The sequence below is a fragment of the Nitrospirota bacterium genome (assembly GCA_016194305.1).
In the GTDB taxonomy this organism is placed as follows: Bacteria; Nitrospirota; Nitrospiria; order JACQBW01; family JACQBW01; genus JACQBW01.
In genome coordinates, this window is the sequence record JACQBW010000019.1 from 87,286 (window position 1) to 103,063 (window position 15,778).

General features: G+C 45.0%; 18 protein-coding genes. 4 read left to right on the forward strand and 14 right to left on the reverse strand.

Annotated elements, in window-relative coordinates; all coding sequences use genetic code 11:
* Nucleotide 1 precedes the first annotated feature (1 nt).
* The 5 genes from HY200_07165 to HY200_07185 form a co-directional block, all read right to left on the reverse strand.
* The gene (locus HY200_07165) at nt 2-1,204 is read right to left on the reverse strand and encodes a type II secretion system F family protein (protein MBI3594722.1); all 1,203 of its coding nucleotides are present in this window, start codon (nt 1,202-1,204) and stop codon (nt 2-4) included.
* Nucleotides 1,205-1,302: 98 nt separating this feature from the next.
* On the reverse strand, nt 1,303-2,415 hold the full coding sequence (locus HY200_07170; protein MBI3594723.1) for a type IV pilus twitching motility protein PilT: 1,113 nt from the start codon (nt 2,413-2,415) through the stop codon (nt 1,303-1,305).
* A 148-nt stretch (nt 2,416-2,563) separates the two neighbouring features.
* Nucleotides 2,564-4,261, reverse strand: coding sequence for a type IV-A pilus assembly ATPase PilB (gene pilB, locus HY200_07175; GenBank protein MBI3594724.1), 1,698 nt, complete (start codon nt 4,259-4,261; stop codon nt 2,564-2,566).
* Between the two features lie 199 nt (nt 4,262-4,460).
* Nucleotides 4,461-5,324, reverse strand: coding sequence for a shikimate dehydrogenase (gene aroE / locus HY200_07180; GenBank protein ID MBI3594725.1), 864 nt, complete (start codon nt 5,322-5,324; stop codon nt 4,461-4,463).
* Nucleotides 5,321-6,649 carry a DUF512 domain-containing protein gene (locus HY200_07185; protein MBI3594726.1) on the reverse strand — a complete coding sequence of 443 codons (1,329 nt, stop codon included), beginning with the start codon at nt 6,647-6,649 and terminating at the stop codon, nt 5,321-5,323. The genes aroE and HY200_07185 overlap by 4 nt, the downstream gene beginning before the upstream one ends.
* Nucleotides 6,650-7,088: 439 nt before the next feature.
* Between HY200_07185 and HY200_07190 the strand changes: the two genes are divergently transcribed.
* From HY200_07190 to HY200_07205, 4 genes are all read left to right on the forward strand, one after another.
* A complete protein-coding gene (locus HY200_07190; protein ID MBI3594727.1) occupies nt 7,089-7,364 on the forward strand; it encodes a hypothetical protein in 276 nt (91 codons plus the stop codon).
* Nucleotides 7,365-7,871 carry a PilZ domain-containing protein gene (locus HY200_07195; protein MBI3594728.1) on the forward strand — a complete coding sequence of 169 codons (507 nt, stop codon included), beginning with the start codon at nt 7,365-7,367 and terminating at the stop codon, nt 7,869-7,871.
* Between the two features lie 153 nt (nt 7,872-8,024).
* Nucleotides 8,025-8,813, forward strand: a complete 789-nt coding sequence (locus HY200_07200; GenBank protein MBI3594729.1) for a peptidylprolyl isomerase — start codon at nt 8,025-8,027, stop codon at nt 8,811-8,813.
* 21 nt (nt 8,814-8,834) lie between these two features.
* Complete coding sequence (locus tag HY200_07205; GenBank protein MBI3594730.1) at nt 8,835-9,671, forward strand: metal-dependent hydrolase; 837 nt, start codon at nt 8,835-8,837, stop codon at nt 9,669-9,671.
* Nucleotides 9,672-9,814: 143 nt separating this feature from the next.
* On the opposite strand, the gene HY200_07210 is transcribed toward HY200_07205, so the two are convergent.
* The 9 genes from HY200_07210 to HY200_07250 all read right to left on the reverse strand — a co-directional run bounded on the left by HY200_07210 (nt 9,815) and on the right by HY200_07250 (nt 15,723).
* Complete coding sequence (locus HY200_07210) at nt 9,815-10,141, reverse strand: DUF971 domain-containing protein (protein MBI3594731.1); 327 nt, start codon at nt 10,139-10,141, stop codon at nt 9,815-9,817.
* Entirely contained in the window at nt 10,138-11,130 is a 993-nt protein-coding gene (gene hemH, locus HY200_07215) for a ferrochelatase (protein MBI3594732.1), read from the reverse strand. The genes HY200_07210 and hemH overlap by 4 nt, the downstream gene beginning before the upstream one ends.
* The gene (locus HY200_07220) at nt 11,127-12,131 is read right to left on the reverse strand and encodes a hypothetical protein (GenBank protein ID MBI3594733.1); all 1,005 of its coding nucleotides are present in this window, start codon (nt 12,129-12,131) and stop codon (nt 11,127-11,129) included. The genes hemH and HY200_07220 overlap by 4 nt, the downstream gene beginning before the upstream one ends.
* Complete coding sequence (locus tag HY200_07225) at nt 12,131-13,186, reverse strand: hypothetical protein (protein MBI3594734.1); 1,056 nt, start codon at nt 13,184-13,186, stop codon at nt 12,131-12,133. The genes HY200_07220 and HY200_07225 overlap by 1 nt, the downstream gene beginning before the upstream one ends.
* 26 nt (nt 13,187-13,212) lie before the next feature.
* Nucleotides 13,213-13,962 (reverse strand): hypothetical protein, encoded by a 750-nt coding sequence (locus HY200_07230; GenBank protein MBI3594735.1) that lies wholly within the window; start codon nt 13,960-13,962, stop codon nt 13,213-13,215.
* Between the two features lie 170 nt (nt 13,963-14,132).
* Nucleotides 14,133-14,393, reverse strand: coding sequence for a hypothetical protein (locus tag HY200_07235; protein MBI3594736.1), 261 nt, complete (start codon nt 14,391-14,393; stop codon nt 14,133-14,135).
* Nucleotides 14,356-14,730: a hypothetical protein gene (locus HY200_07240; protein ID MBI3594737.1), complete on the reverse strand. Its 375-nt coding sequence runs from the start codon at nt 14,728-14,730 to the stop codon at nt 14,356-14,358. Before HY200_07240 ends, HY200_07235 begins: the two co-directional genes overlap by 38 nt.
* Nucleotides 14,696-14,956: a hypothetical protein gene (locus HY200_07245; GenBank protein MBI3594738.1), complete on the reverse strand. Its 261-nt coding sequence runs from the start codon at nt 14,954-14,956 to the stop codon at nt 14,696-14,698. The genes HY200_07240 and HY200_07245 overlap by 35 nt, the downstream gene beginning before the upstream one ends.
* Before the next feature lie 95 nt (nt 14,957-15,051).
* On the reverse strand, nt 15,052-15,723 hold the full coding sequence (locus tag HY200_07250; GenBank protein MBI3594739.1) for a DUF3386 family protein: 672 nt from the start codon (nt 15,721-15,723) through the stop codon (nt 15,052-15,054).
* Nucleotides 15,724-15,778: the final 55 nt, after the last annotated feature.

Consider the following 15,778-nt stretch of genomic DNA (forward strand, 5'->3'; position numbering starts at 1 on the left):
GTTATCCAACTACAGAGGCCATTTTAAAGATCGGCAGGTACATTGCAATCACGATGAACCCGATCGTCACTCCGAGAAACACCATGAGCATTGGCTCAAGAAGAGAAGTGAGCGCCGTCACAGCCGAATCGACTTCATCATCATAAAAGTCGGCTATTTTCTCCAACATGGCATCCAGGGCGCCGGTAGACTCCCCGACACCGATCATCTGAACCACCATCGGAGGGAAGACATTCGTCTTTTTCAACGGTTCAGCAATAGTTTTTCCTTCGCTGATACTCTGTTTCACTGACAACAAAGCTTCTTCGACCACTTTATTTCCTGCGGTCTTTGCCACAATGGAAAGTCCCTCGAGAATGGGAACGCCTGAACTGATGAGCGTGCCCAGGGTTCTTGTAAATCCGGCCACAGAGGCTTTCCTGATCAGATCTCCTGCAACGGGCGTTTTAAGAAGGAGTCCGTCCACAAGGCGTCTTCCTTTGGGCGTTTTATAGTACCTCTTGAATACATAGCCTATCGCCACCAGGATCATCACGATATAAACAATGTTGTGCTGCATGAATTCGCTAATTGAAATGACGATGACCGTCGGGAGAGGAAGAGTTCCTCCAAAATCAGTGAACATTTTTGCAAATTGCGGGATGACCCACACCATCAATACCGTGATCACGATGACCGCAACGCTGACAATCACACCCGGATAAACCATAGCGGATTTTATCTGTTTCTTGAGTTTCATATTTTTTTCAATATGTTTGGAAAGCCGGTTTAAAATTGTATCTAAGATTCCTCCGGCCTCGCCGGCGGCGACCATATTGACATAAAGATCATCAAACACTTTAGGATGTTTTCTCAGTGAATCTGCGTAGGTAGCTCCCCCTTCCACATCTTGACGAACCTGGACGAGCGTCTTCGCCAATAGTTTGTTCTCGGACTGGGTCGAGATGATTTCAAGACATTGGACCAGTGGAAGGCCTGCATCGATCATCGTGGCAAATTGCCGTGTAAAGATAACAATGTCCTTTTCGTTAACCTTACCTCCTCCAAACGAAAGACTAATTCCTGCCGGTTTCGGATTGACAGTCGTCACCAGAATATTCTGCTTTCTCAGAATATTGACCACCTCATCTTTATTGGCAGCGGCGACTTCCCCTTTTTGAACTCCCCCTTGCCTTGTTCTTCCTGTCCAGACAAATGTTGCCATAACGTTCCTCTTTCTATCAATAAACCGAAACCAGACACCCGCTCTCGCGAAGTGCGAATTGTACTTGCACAGTTAGACTTTGAATCCCCATTTTGAGATCAGACATGCGCCATTTTTCCATCTTTCATGCCGCCGGGAGTCGGCGTTAATCCACCACGGTTGAACATCGCGTTGAGTTCGTCCTGGGCACTGGACCTTTGCAATGCCACTTCTTTGGAAATCTGCTTTCGGACCACGAGTTCATATAAAGCCTGGTTCATTGTCTGCATTCCATATTTTCCTTGACCCGTCTGCATTGTTGAATAAATCTGATGAAGCTTGTCTTCACGTATCAGATTTCGAATGGCCGCATTCGGAATCATGATTTCCATGGCCAGACATCTTCCTCCCCCGTGTTTTTCAATCAGTTGTTGGGAGACCACGCCCTCTAATACCATCGAAAGTTGAGCACGAACCTGGGGCTGTTGAATGGGAGGAAACACGTCTATAATACGATTCATGGTCTGAACGCAGGAATTGGTATGAAGCGTTCCCAGGGTAAGATGCCCTGTTTCGGCAATAGTCAGAGCGGCTTCAATCGTCTCCAGATCCCGCATTTCTCCAACCAAAACGACGTCAGGATCCTGCCGTAGTATATACTTAAGGGCAGACTTAAAGGATTTCGTGTCTTGCTTGACCTCGCGCTGATTGACAATCGATTTCTTATGCGGATGAATGTATTCGATCGGATCTTCCACGGTGATAATGTGTGAATGATTGTCCGAGTTGATTTTATCGATTATGGCGGCAAGCGTTGTTGATTTTCCGCTCCCGGTCTGTCCAGTCACGAGAACCAGGCCTCGCGGCCTCTCGCTGAGATCCTTAATCACCTTTGGCAAACCCAGTTCTTCAAAAGATCTGATTTTAAACGGAATCACACGAATGGCTGCCGCGCAGGCTCCCCGTTGCATGAAGACGTTCACTCTGAACCGGCTTAGACCCTGAAGTCCAAATGCAAAATCGAGCTCATTTTCTTCTTCAAAGGAATGTTTCTGGGCATCTGTTAATATGCTATAAATCAGCTGTTTGGTATCAACTGGCGACAAGGGGGGTACTGCCATGGGGACCATGGAGCCGTCAATGCGCATCTGGGGAGGGGTCCCGGTGGTAATATGTAAATCCGTTCCCTTTTTCTCCAATAAGGCTTGTAATAATTGCTGTAAATTCGCCATGTTAGTCCTCTCTTATGAATGTACTACTTTAATAATTTAAAAGACGCTCTTCGTCTTTCTCATTCCCTCAATCCACCGTAACCCGGATTGAATAGAGACGGAGTGTCATGAGGCTGAAACATGGCCCGTTAAATACCACCATCAGGAGTCAGTCCGTAAACGTGGAACCTTCCACTTCTTCAACGGATGTCAACCCCTCTCTTATTTTTTCAAGCCCGCTCATTCGCAAGGTTTTCATTCCTACCGCAATGGCTTTTTTCTTGAGCTCATCCGCGTTCGCTCCCTGCAAAATCAAAGCCTTAATCTCGTCTCCAACTGGAAGTACCTCGTAGAGGCCAAGCCTTCCTTTGTATCCTTTATTGCTGCATGCGGTACAACCCTTACCCTTGTAACAAACGATAGAACCGGCTTCTTCCTTTGAAAAGCCCATGAGGATGAGAGTCTCGGCGGGGACTTTTTCAACCTCTTTGCACTGTTGGCAGACTCTCCTAACAAGTCGTTGGGCCAGGATCAGCACACAGGAGGATGCCACCATGAATGGCTCTATTCCCATATTTAATAGACGGTTAATCGTTCCGGGCGCGTCATTGGTATGAAGGGTACTCAGGACGAGATGACCCGTCAGAGCGGCTTTCACCGCAATTTCTGCGGTTTCAAAATCACGGATTTCCCCCACCATCACCACATCCGGATCCTGACGGAGAAATGACCGAAGTGCTGCTGCGAAATTCAGGCCGATATCTTCTTTCATTTGAACCTGGTTAATCCCTTCCAGGTTATATTCGACAGGATCTTCAGCTGTCATAATATTGATATCGACGGTATTGATATGATGCATCGCGGAATAAAGAGTTGTCGTCTTTCCGCTTCCGGTTGGTCCGGTCACGAGCACCATTCCCCAGGGACTTTCGATTGCTTTCAGGAAATTTTCCATTGCCTTGGGCTCAAAACCAAGTTTTTTCAAGTCCACGTTCAGATTCCCTTTGTCCAAAATTCTCATCACGATCTTTTCACCGAAGAGACAGGGGAGAATGGAAACGCGGAGATCGACCTCCTTTTCTGTCATTTTTAGCTTGATTCTTCCGTCTTGGGGAAGACGCCGTTCGGAAATATCGAGGTTTGACATGATTTTAATTCTTGAAGTCAGAGCAGCCTTCAGCTTCATGGGAGGCGCCATGACTTCCTGCAATTCGCCGTCCAATCGATAACGCACCCGGAATTTCTTCTCATAACATTCAATATGAATGTCGCTCACTCCTTTTTTGATTGCCTCGGTCAAGATAAGATTCACCAATTTAATCACCGGAGCATCTTCAACCTCGGCCTTTAACTTATTCAGATCGACATCGTCATCCTCATCCTGGAGGACGTCCACCTCTTCTTCTTCAATATCCTGAAGCATGGTATTGATCTGATCCGAGGAATTATAATATTTTGTCATGGCAGACAAAATGCCACTTTCTGACGCGAGAACCGGCGAGACATCATAACCGGTCATAAATTTGATATCGTCAATGGCAAAAATATTGGATGGATCGATCATGGCAATATGAAGCAGAGCGCCCGATCTCTTGACCGGAATAATTTTGTATTTCTGGACAAGCTCTGAAGGAACCAGTTTGATCACGCTGGATTCAATCTCTACTTTAGTTAAATCAATGTAAGGCAGTCTCAGCTGTGTGCTCAAAAACTGAAGGAGTTTAATTTCCTCGATGGCACCCATTTTGACTAATACGGAGTCGAATATACCTCCGTCTTTCTTATGCGAAACGAGCGCCTTTTGATAATTGTCTTCGGAAATGAGATTGCCCTGCACAAGTAATTTTCCCAATTTTTCAGGAACCATTGTGACTCCAAAATGTAAAAAGAAGGAGAAAAAAAGGTGTCCAAACTGACTGACAACCTGATAAGAAGTGTATCCACGAACCTTTTTTTTGTCAAACCAGCACGGGGGACTTTCATCCGGACTGAACGGAGGATTCGAGGGCTCTTGGAAATGAAAACTTACATGACACGAAAGGGGAATTATAATTTGGAGGAAAGGACTATTTTAAGAAAGATGACCGGATTGAAAGAACTCCGGACATGGCACGCAATGGGGCCCGTTTACCGGTCCAGATCTGAAAAGCCAAGGCACCCTGAAAAAGGAGCATTCCTGCCCCATTAATCACGGAACACCTCCTTTTCCGGGCTGCTTTCAAAAAGGCGGTTGAAGGGGGATTGTAGATGAGATCACAAACCTTTAATTTCGCATGAAAATAGTGAGAGGGAATCGGCGAAGGTTCACCCGGAAAAAGTCCGACCGAAGTCGTGTTAACGAGAAGATCTGAATTCAAAATGAGCTTTTTTAATTCAGGATCGTGGAGAGATAAGGAAACAACCTTAATGCCGGGAAAATACCGATTGAGCGTTTTTTTAAGTTTCATCCCGTTTTCTGCTGTCCGATTCGCGATTCCGATGACTTTAATTTTTTCGAGACAAAGCTGAATCGCGACAGCTCTCGCCGCACCCCCCGCGCCGAGTATCACCGCGGTTCTCGCTTTCGCCGAGAAGTTCCATTTTTTTTTAAGAGATGCTAAAAAGCCTGCTCCGTCTGTATTGAATCCTTTTAATTTTCCGTTTTCAATCAGGACGGTGTTCACCGCACCGATCATTTTCGCTTCCGGAGAAATTTGATCCAGGAAGGGCATGATTTTTTCTTTAAAAGGAAGGGTTACATTGAAACCCCTAAATCCCAGGTTCTTGAGTGCTTGAATTCCGTTTTTAAGGTTTAGTGGGGAAATCTCAAAGGAAAGATAACGATAGTTAAGATTCAGCTTTTTAAACGCGGCTTCGTGCATTTGGGGTGAGAGGGAATGCGAAACGGGATGGCCAATAATGGCCAGGTAAGTGGTATTTTCTCCCTTCATCCCAGATTCTCTATAAATTCCGCGAGTCCTTTCGCCGTTGATTCAACCAGAATGGTCTCAACACCCAGAACCTTTTCCAGATTTTCAAAAGGCGTCTCGTCAAGAAATAACTGATTAAATTCATTAAGTGCAACAGATGGAATGAGCAGAACATCGCCCAAATCCCTGTCTTTAAGCTGCGCCAGGATGTCGCCGCCTGCAATTAATCCGGTCATCGTAACCGAATGCCCTAAAAAATCATTTTGAATCTGAAAAAGCTGGAAAGTCACTCCGTCGATTTGAATTTGATCCAAAATCTTTTTCAAATAGGGATAAAATGAGGCCCCCGTGATCAGGGAAACTGTTTTCTTTCCCTCGATTTTATCCGGAAATTGACCTATAAACATCTCCATTTCCGATAAAAATGCGGTCACCATTCCAACACCGTTCTCAAGTTGAGGAAAATCAGCATAATAGTCCAAAGAAGGGAGTGGAAGTTCTCCGATAATAAACATTTCATCCGCCGGAAAGAGAAACGGATAGTCTATCTCCCGCTTCAATTCCTCTCGCCAGGCTTCAATGGCAAGAATGGTTTTTCTGGCATATTCGGGGGTAAATGTCGGCAGAGAAGGGAGATTTTCACGATGTTTCGTGAGCCCGACTGGAACGATCGCGAGCGACATGACACCCGGGTAGAATTTCGCCAGGTCTCTCACGCTCCTTTCCAGATAATCGCCATCGTTGAGTTGCGGCGTCAGGACGATCTGGGTATGAAGACGAATTCCTTGTGCGGTCAATTCCGAAATCTGTGGCAGGATGGGAGGAGCATGTTCATTTTTCAGGAGGTCTTTTCTTAGCTCGACATCGGTTGTATGAACAGAAATATATAGGGGAGAGAGCTTCTGTTCGTATATTCGCTCCTTATCTTTCCTGGAAAGATTGGTTAAGGTAATATAATTTCCAAACATAAACGAAAAACGATAGTCCTCGTCACGAATGTAAAGGGATTTGCGATATCCATCCGGCATCTGATCGACGAAACAAAATTCACACTCATTCGGACACTGTCGAATCTTCATAGGAGAGAACTCGATACCCAACCCTTCATCGAATTCCTTTTCGATCTCGATCTCCCAGATTTCGCCATCTTGTTTCGCCAGTTCGACTGTGATCACTTCTTCAGTTGAATAGAATTTATAATCGATAACGTCCCGGAGAAATTTGCCATTGACAGTCAAAAGCTCATCCTCTTTTTCGATGCCCACCTCTTCGGCAATGCTTCCAGGTTCCACATTGACGATGAGCAGACCCTTTGGCCTCATTGTTTTGACTTCAGCAATCTTCATTTATTTAATAAAACCTCGGTATATATAATGGAACCTTTTCCCACCAGGGTCGGAGTAATATTGACCTCGATCTGAACCTTTTCCAGAATTATTGCGCCCATGACCAAAACGACATCCCGGCTCACTAGAATAACAGAGACTTATACCGGGATCAATTTGATAATCAACGTAGACCAGGCAATTGATGAAAAAAGGGATGAGCAGGTTTCCAAAGAGCGAAATTGAATACGGAATATGCATCAGGGAACAAGGGTAAGATTATAGGGTCAATTTGATTTACATGTCAACCCAGGTTCGAGTAAAATGATAAGTTTTGCTTTACAAAAACAGAAAATTAATGTATAACTCACCCTAAATATAACTCTTTGATTTTTAACTATTTTTATGAGTTTATTCCCCTATATTATGAATTCTCATAGGCCTGGAATTTGGAGCGGATATGGAACCGGTTGAAATTCATCAGATTGAAGGATTTGACCCAAGAAACCGAATGTTTAACAGAAATATTTCTGTCTACAGGAAAGAAAGGAGCTTTTCCGCTCAGCTTTCTTATGAAGAGCTATTTCTGGAGTCACCTCATTACCCCACCCCCGGAGAAGCCGTGAGAGAACTTGTTAAATTGGTCCTCGGTGAAAAATTTTCCCGGATAAGAACCCGACTCAATTTTAAAGGAAAGAAATATTTGACCGAGCTTGAGCCCTGGATCGAGTTTTAGATGGATTTCTTGATAACGGAATCATCAGAGCACAGGAAACATTTTTTTAGAATTGAACCGGGAAAAGAAATTGTTTCCCTTTTCGACGGAGAAGGTAATTTTCTCAAATCCGCGACTTTCGATGAAATGGCGAGCCTGTTGCTTGAATCAAAAATGGGAACCCGAAGAAAGCATTTGAGAACAACCATGGCCGTCAAGATAAAATATCAGAGTGAAAATGGTTCCTGGAAAGAAAGTATAACCGGAACTTTGGGTACCGGAGGGCTGTTTATTGAAACCCCTTCACCCTTTGACAAAGGCTCCGACATCGCCCTTGAACTGTTTCTTCCTGACAGTCCTCCCCAAACCGTTAAAACAAAGGGAAAAGTGGTCTGGACAAGAAACCAGTTTGAAAAGGTTCTTCACTTTCCCGGAATGGGAATCGAATTTAGCAAAATTTCGGGCAACGAGCGCGACGCCATAGAACGCCTCATCAAGACCATCAACCGGTCTAGAGGAATGGAATAGCCGGGCATTGCGATAAAATGATCCGCCTGGATTTCTCTTCTATCATGTTAAGACTTGCCTAAAACAATAACCCGTGGTACATTCAGCGGATTATTATTAATCTTAACCATCACTTGGTCTTTAACAAGAAGATAGGAGAAAACTGTGAAAAGAATGCCGTTTTTAACACTCTGCGCCATTGCGTTGCTTTCAGTTAATTATCCCGCTGTTGCCGAAGAGCTGGCCAATGTCAATGGCACATCGATTACCACCGAAGATTACAAAAAGAATATGGCCCAGGTTCCGCCCCAAATGAAAAGTCAATTCTCAACACTTGAGGAAAAGAAAAAGTTTCTGAATATTATTGTCGATCGGGAAGTCCTCTCCCAGGAAGCTAAAAAGGCCGGAATGGATAAAGATCCTGCCTATCTGGAAGAAGTGGAATTGGCCAAAAAAGAGATCTTGGTCAATATTATGGCTCAGAAATTAAACAAAGACAAAGTCAGTGACGATGCGATCAAGGCTTATTTCAATAAAAATATTAAGGAATTTCAGCTAGTCCATGCGAGCCACATCTTAGTCAAAACAGAAGAAGAAGCTCAGAAAATCAAGAAGGAACTCGCTGCGGGAGGAGATTTTGCGGAACTTGCAAAAAAATATTCCACCGATCCCGGATCGGGTTCAAAAGGGGGAGACCTTTCATTTTTCAGTCGGAAACAGATGGTTCCCGCTTTTTCGGACCTTGCATTCAAATTAAAGCCAGGGGAAATGGGCGGGCCCGTCAAGACCCAATTTGGATTCCACCTGATTAAAGTCCTGGAAGTTAAAAATCAAAAATTTGAGGAGTTAACCCAGGAAAATACCAGAACCATTCGTACCGCGATTATTAATGACGAAATTGAAAAATTGAAATCTAAGGGAAAAGTTACCATAAACGAGGAAGCGCTGAAAAAGGCAGAATAACCCCTGATAGGGCCGAATAGAATGGGATCAAAAAGTCGTTTTCACCTATTAGTCCTTCTGGCATTCCTTTTTTTCCTGAACTCAATTTCCGCCGCGGCGGAAATCGGAAAAAAGTTTGAAATCACCTGGCTAGGCCAGGCGGGATTTAAAATTGTGTCACCCAGCGGAACGGTTATTCTTATTGATCCCTGGGCCAAAGGGAATAATCTCTACCCCTACAAAAATTCGACCGGAGAACCTGATCTTTCTCCGCTTCTATCCGCCGATATCATTCTCATAACTCACGGGCATCTTGATCATTTGGGAGACACCATTCCGATTGCGAATGATCCTGGATCTAAGAAAGAGTTAAAAATAGTCTCTATTTTTGAACTCATGACTTACCTGTGGCAGGAAGGCGTCGATCAAAAGAAACTCGTACCGATGAATATCGGGGGAAGCGTAAAGGTGAATGACGTTCAAATCACGATGGTCCGGGCGGTTCATAGTTCAGGTATCGGACCTTTTTCTCCAAAAAGTCTCACTTACGGAGGTGAAGCGGCGGGATTTATTATTGAAATGAATAACGGATTTAAAATTTATCATACAGGCGATACGGCACTTTTTGGTGAAATGAAAACCTACAATACTTACTATCATCCCAATCTGATGCTGGTTCCAATCGGAGGCGTGTATACCATGGGTCCGAAGGAGGCCGCAATGGCCGTGGAACTGGTTCACCCCCAATATGTCATCCCCATGCACTATGGTGGCACTTTTAATCTTCCCGGCACTCCCTCTGAATTTAAAACCGCTCTGAACAAAAGAGGTAAAGGAATCAAGTTGATTGTTCCCACGCCCGGCAAAGCAATTAATTAAGTCTTTAAAGTGAACAGAAACCTATGACGTCTAAACCGAAGAGAATGGATTAGATGCAAGGCCGCAGGCGCGAGGCATCCGGAATGTACATCATCAGTACATGAGGATTGCCGAGTGGCGAGAACGCAGCAGATAGTCCATGATCATCGGTTGTGACTCATGCAGGATTCGCATGGGCAGATCTTCCGGAGCAGATCAAAAGAATAAATTCCGGTGGTATGCCCGTCGCTCCAGTTAATTTGAATCGCGTAATTTCCAACCGGGAAGAGGTCTTCCGGGTGAATGTCCTTCGGAATACTTTCCCGTTTAATCAGCGATTCTCCTGTCCATTCGTCAACGCATGCCGCGCATTGGCAGGAAACTCTTAAATATTCATACGAATAATCGCTCAAGTGACCATCTTCCCAGGTCATATGAATACCAACACCCCGTATATTTTTTATTTCACTGGGTCTGATATATTCTTTCATTTGGACTTTCCAGCCACAATCTCTGTGAGAGCTCGGATAAAAGTAGGAGAAGCGTTGAGAGACGGCATACGATAGAAAAACGGAATATGAAGCTCGTCGGCAATCTTTTTGAACATGATATCAATTTCATAAAGCGTTTCAGAATGGTCAGAGACAAAACTAATGGGCACGACCAGGATCTTTTTTATCTTGAGATCGGCCAGCTCTCTTAATTTTTCTTCTACAGACGGACCGATCCATTTCAATCGTCCGACTTTACTCTGATAGGCCAGGTGAATTCTCTCCCCGTTTTCCAAATTTTTCCGCACCAACTCAACCGTCTCTTCGATCTGTCTTTGATAGGGGTCGCCTTTCATGATGATCTTTTCCGGCACGCCGTGGGCCGAAAAAAGGATATGAATCTCTCCTGGAACCTCTTCTGGAAAGGACTTTTTACCGATCTGAATATTTTCAACCACGGCTTGAATATAGGTCGGGTGGGAATACCAGTCCCGTATGACAACCGTTTGAAGCTGAACTTTCCTTTTCTCAACCAAGCGGTTCCACTCGTTCACGCCCGAACCGGACGAAGTGATAGAGTATTGCGGAAACAAGGGGAGAAGGACAACCTGTCTAATTCCTTCCCGAATAATCTGGTCCAGAGCCGATTCAAGGTTGGGACGCCAGTACCGCATCCCGACGACGACACGGTATTTTCCAGCCGTTCCAAGAGCCTTTTCTAATGCGGATCTCTGATCCTCTGTCAGTTCCGCAATGGGGGATTTCCCTCCCATGGCCCGATAATACCCTTTCGCGATTGGACTTCTTCGCCGCGAGATCCAACGTGCCAAAAAAGGGAGCATCCACTGAAATCCGAACGGCAATGCGATGATATCGGGATCGGAAAAGAGATTAAAAAGAAAGGGCTCCACTGCTTCCAAAGAGTCCGGCCCTCCCAAATTAATCAGTACCACACCCGTCACTTCCGATGAGTTAAAGGGAGGAGTCATTTTTCGAACCTTTTAATAATCTTCCAATTTTCGCCGCTATCCGTCGATTTATAGAGACCGTTCTGTGTACCGGCAAATAAAATTTCCGGTCTGGATTGATTAAGTGCGATAGAACGAACGACTTTGGACTCAAGTCCCCTGTTTTTTTGCGACCAACTTCGCCCTCCATCGAAAGATTTATAGACTCCCAAATCCGTTCCGGCATAGACAGTCTTGCCATCTTTTTCATCCAGTTCGAGACCAATGACAAACCGGGAACCTATTCCTTCCGTCATTTTCGACCAGTGGTCGCCGCCGTCCTGACTCTTGAAAATTCCGGCAGTTGTCCCAATGAGAATCTCATTCGCGATTTTTGGATTCATCAGGATGCTATTCACACCCAGCGCCATTGCGCTACCGACATCGCTCTTGATTAAACCTTCATTCTTCTTTTCCCAGCGTTCACCCAAGTCACTGCTCCTATAAATTCCACCGCTCGTTCCGACAAAAAGAATGTCCGGATTATGGGGATTGAACAGGAGAGAAACCGTATAAACAGACTCCATGCTTCCCACTTTTTCTATCCATTCTCCTCCTTCGTTCGGACTTTTAAATATTCCCACAGTCGTTGCCGTAAAAATAGTTTTAGGATCTTTGGGATAGAACGCAAAGCCGTTGACGACCGAAACATGCCCCTTGAGTCCAATATTTGCCGGATACCATTGTTGACCTCCGTCCTGGGTCTTATAGATCGCATCTCCAAAAGTTCCCGCATAAACGGTTGAAGAAGATGCGGGATCAATACCGAGGGACAAGACGTGCGCATCTCCCAAACCCTGGCTCCGAAATTCCCAGGTTTCACCCCCATCTCTGCTTTTGTAAACTCCTTTCATCGTTGCAATGTACATGATGTCCGGATTCGAAGGATTCATAGCAATAGTAAAAACAGTAGGCTCTTTGTGTTCGCATCCCGTGACCAAGAAAACCATGCATATCGCCAGGACCAGGAATCGAGTTTTCATTATAGACCGATTCCCACCCACACACCTCGATCGCCCGTTCCCAAAAGGAGAGTTCCGGGATAAGGAGAAAAAAAGCTTCTTGCGTCCACCGAGGCCCCTTTTCCGATAGCAGGGTGCCATAACGTACCGGAATTGTCGCTCCAAAACGCTCCTTTGTCAGTACCGATCATGATCACTTTCTTCCCGTTGAGAGTTTCAACATCCAGAGTCTGACAGTTCAATCCGGCAGGGATATCAGGCAATGTTTTCCAGAAGAGATCCTGTTTCTCAAATTTCCCTTCATAAATAGATTTTCCGGTCCAGATATAAAGATTGTCGTTAAAGTAGGCACCTCGAATATCTCCCTGAAGTTCCGGAAAGCTGATCGGCACTGGATTGGATTCCCCTTTTTGAATATAGAAAATTTCCTGATCGGAAATTGCAAAGAGCCTGCCTTTGCCTCCAGCCACCCATTTGATCGCCCTGTCTATTGGAAGTATCATTTTTTCCCAATAGTTAGAGACCACATCTCTCCTAAAAAGTCCGTTATCTGTCCCGCTGTATAAAACATTTTCCGAATCCAGATAGAGCGCGTGAATGCCTTTCTGACCGATACCTTCCTTCATCAGAACCCAGCTTTTTTTAGCCCGGTCTCCCTTATAGATCCCCTCCTCTGTTAAGATGAACAGGGTGTGGGTTGCGTCTTCAACAATTGAACGAACATTCAAATCTGCCAAACCTTCATTCATTGGAAACCAGGAGAATCCGCCGTCCTTGCTTCTATAAACCCCTTCGCCGTCCGTTCCGGCATAAAAGCCCCTTTCCGGATCTCCGGTTAAAGAGGACACGATAGGAAAAGTTATCCCTTTATCCAATTGAGTCCAATGAGTCTCATTCATCGGTTTTCGATAGACCGCACTGGCTGTTCCGATATAAAGCTGATCGAGTGCCAGCATCATGGATTGAACATTCTTATCGGGCAGATCACCATTCACCGATCTCCAGTTTTCCCCTTCATTCGAACTGACAAAAATCCCTTCTCCTGTTCCGGTAATTAACGATCCATCAGGGCTCATCACGAGCGAACGTATGGAGTTATTGGTTAAGCCGGAATTGACCGGTATCCATCTTCGACCCCCGTCGGTTGACCGAAAAATGCCTCCTCCAAAGGTTCCCGCATAGAGAAAGTTTTTTGGAGATTGGACAAAAGCCCTGATATAATTTTCATTTCGAAATAGGTCCCTGAATGGTCGATGAGAAAAGCCCTGACCAGAGTCGATTCCATTCCCTTATTCAGGCCTTCCCAGCTCAATCCCTGATCCCTGCTTTTAAAAACACCGCTACCGGTTCCGATAAAATATTCGCCGTGATATTCCGTAATGGTCGCAATTTCAAAATTAGTCAATCCCGAATTCGAGGGGAGCCAGGTTTTTCCCTTATCCACGCTTCTAAAAATTCCCCCTTTGATCGTTCCGGCCAGAAAGACTCCGTCTTTTGACCTGCTGAGAGAAAGAAGAAAGGGATCTCTTATTCCTTTGCTTAGAGGTTCCCAAAGATCATCTTCCGGATTCTTGCGGTAGACTCCGTCTCCAAATATTCCGGCATAAACAACACGATCTTCATGAATCAGGGCTGAAACACTTCCTCCGGCGATGGGTCCATTGGTCTGGTAAAAAGTGATTTCTCCATTTTTCGGTTTTTGATAACCCGGTTGATGCGTGATGTATTGAAATTGTTCCAGATATTTTGCCTCTTCCCGTGAACATTCACGGGGAATCATGACCGCCGTGAGCATGAGACCAAACATTGCGAGCAGCACTGATCTTGCCGCGTTTTGCATTTTATTATTCATAGAGTATAACTACCTATATCCTTAAGTATTTAGTGAAAGCAAAGTTTTACAGGTTGGTCAGAAAAGTCTTTATGCCAGGCCACAGAATCGAGGCGACGGAGGCGTATGAGGTTATACGTTGACGAAGCCGAGATTTGAGAACGCAGCAGAAAGCATTTCTCAGCAACCTGCTACGGAAGTTGTTTGAGGGCGGCTTCTATGAGATCCCACAGAACCTGCCTCGTCGTCGCATGACCAAACGGATAAGCCTTTCCGGTCATTTCCTGATAAAGCTTTTTTCCCTCTTCGATGGAGAGAACCTGAGGCGCACCCCGTTCTTGAAAAAAAACCTCTTTGGCATGAAATGAAATGAGGTGGGGATAACCCCTGCTATCTTTACAAATCAAGAATTCGTTACCGGTAGAGTCCTGAATCCATAAACCTATTTTCATCGCTTCTTTTCCGCTGTTTCAAGAAATTTTCGATAACAATTCCGGTAAAACCGCCCATTGCAGCACCTGTCCCCGCACAAATATCCAGTATTTCCCAGCCTCCAATGTAATACCCCGTGATCCCCAATATGAATGCGCCCGTTACCACAGAGAAAAAGAATATCCTGGCGCCCAATGCGCCGACAAATCCGCCGAGTAAAGCTCCCAAGATCGATCCAATCGAAATAGAAATCCATTTCCCCAGGTAAAATCCGACCACCCCTCCCGTAAAGCCGAGAATGATCCCCCCTGCGATGATCATATTATGAGCAGTAATTTTTGATAAAGCGATCGGCATGTTCTTTTTTAGTGAGTTCAGCAAGTTTTCCGGATCGACTGGCAAAAAGATGAAAGAATTCGCAGGCTTTACGGGAATTGCCAATCTTTTCATAAGCCCAGGCGGTCATAAAGAGCGGCGTATAAAGAAGAGGCCTGCCGGTAATCTCATAGTCCGATCTGAGCTCTGAAGCCTGTCGAAACAGCACAATCGCTTCCTCAAACTTGGCTTCCGACATATCGATCATGCCCTTTCGATTTAATTCATATGCTTTTTCTACGGAATCTTCGGCGAGTCCGGTTACGGGGATCAGACAGACAATGACCCCGTAAAGAATTTGACTTAATAAAGCTGATGATTTGAAAATAAGAGCTCCTTGACGGAAACCTCTCCTCCATCCGAAAGGAAAATTCTCCTTCTCCCCGGGAGATAGATTTCGTCGACGCATTTCGGGTCATCATTAAAACTTTCAACCTGTTTTAAATCCCCCTTTGGCGTAAAATAATAGACCACATAGCGGGTATTCAGGTATTTTCCATCAGAAGTTTTGATCGAATCCTGGATATTAATCGTAAAACGAACAGGACCCATATTCCGATTAATCTGGAGGATCCGATTCTCTTTTATTCGGTATCGCGTGTTCAGACCATCTCCATGAATTCGGACGAGCTGCCCAAGTGGATGTAAATCGAACTCTCCTAAGCTCAATGAATGCTTTCCGTCACCGGCATCAAAGAGACGGTAAGCCCTATGGACCGCCATCATTCCAATCTGTCCTTCTGCCCATTTTCCAGCCTCCATGTCACTCAGCAGGACTTTAACTTGATCAGGAAGCTGAACTTCGGCCCTCCCTTTATACGATTTTCCGTTTAGAATAACTTCAAGATCGGAGGAAAAACCTTTAAAACCTTTCTCCCAGCGATAGGTTGTTTCGTAAGCCCCTTTCAGGAGATTCCGAGCCTCGGGTTGATCGGGCGGAATAGCTCCTTCTTCTCCATTTCCGGCATTATTCATTTTCAATCCTCCCTTTTTGGGCCTTGTCAGGCAAAAAGTTACTATGCTATATTTA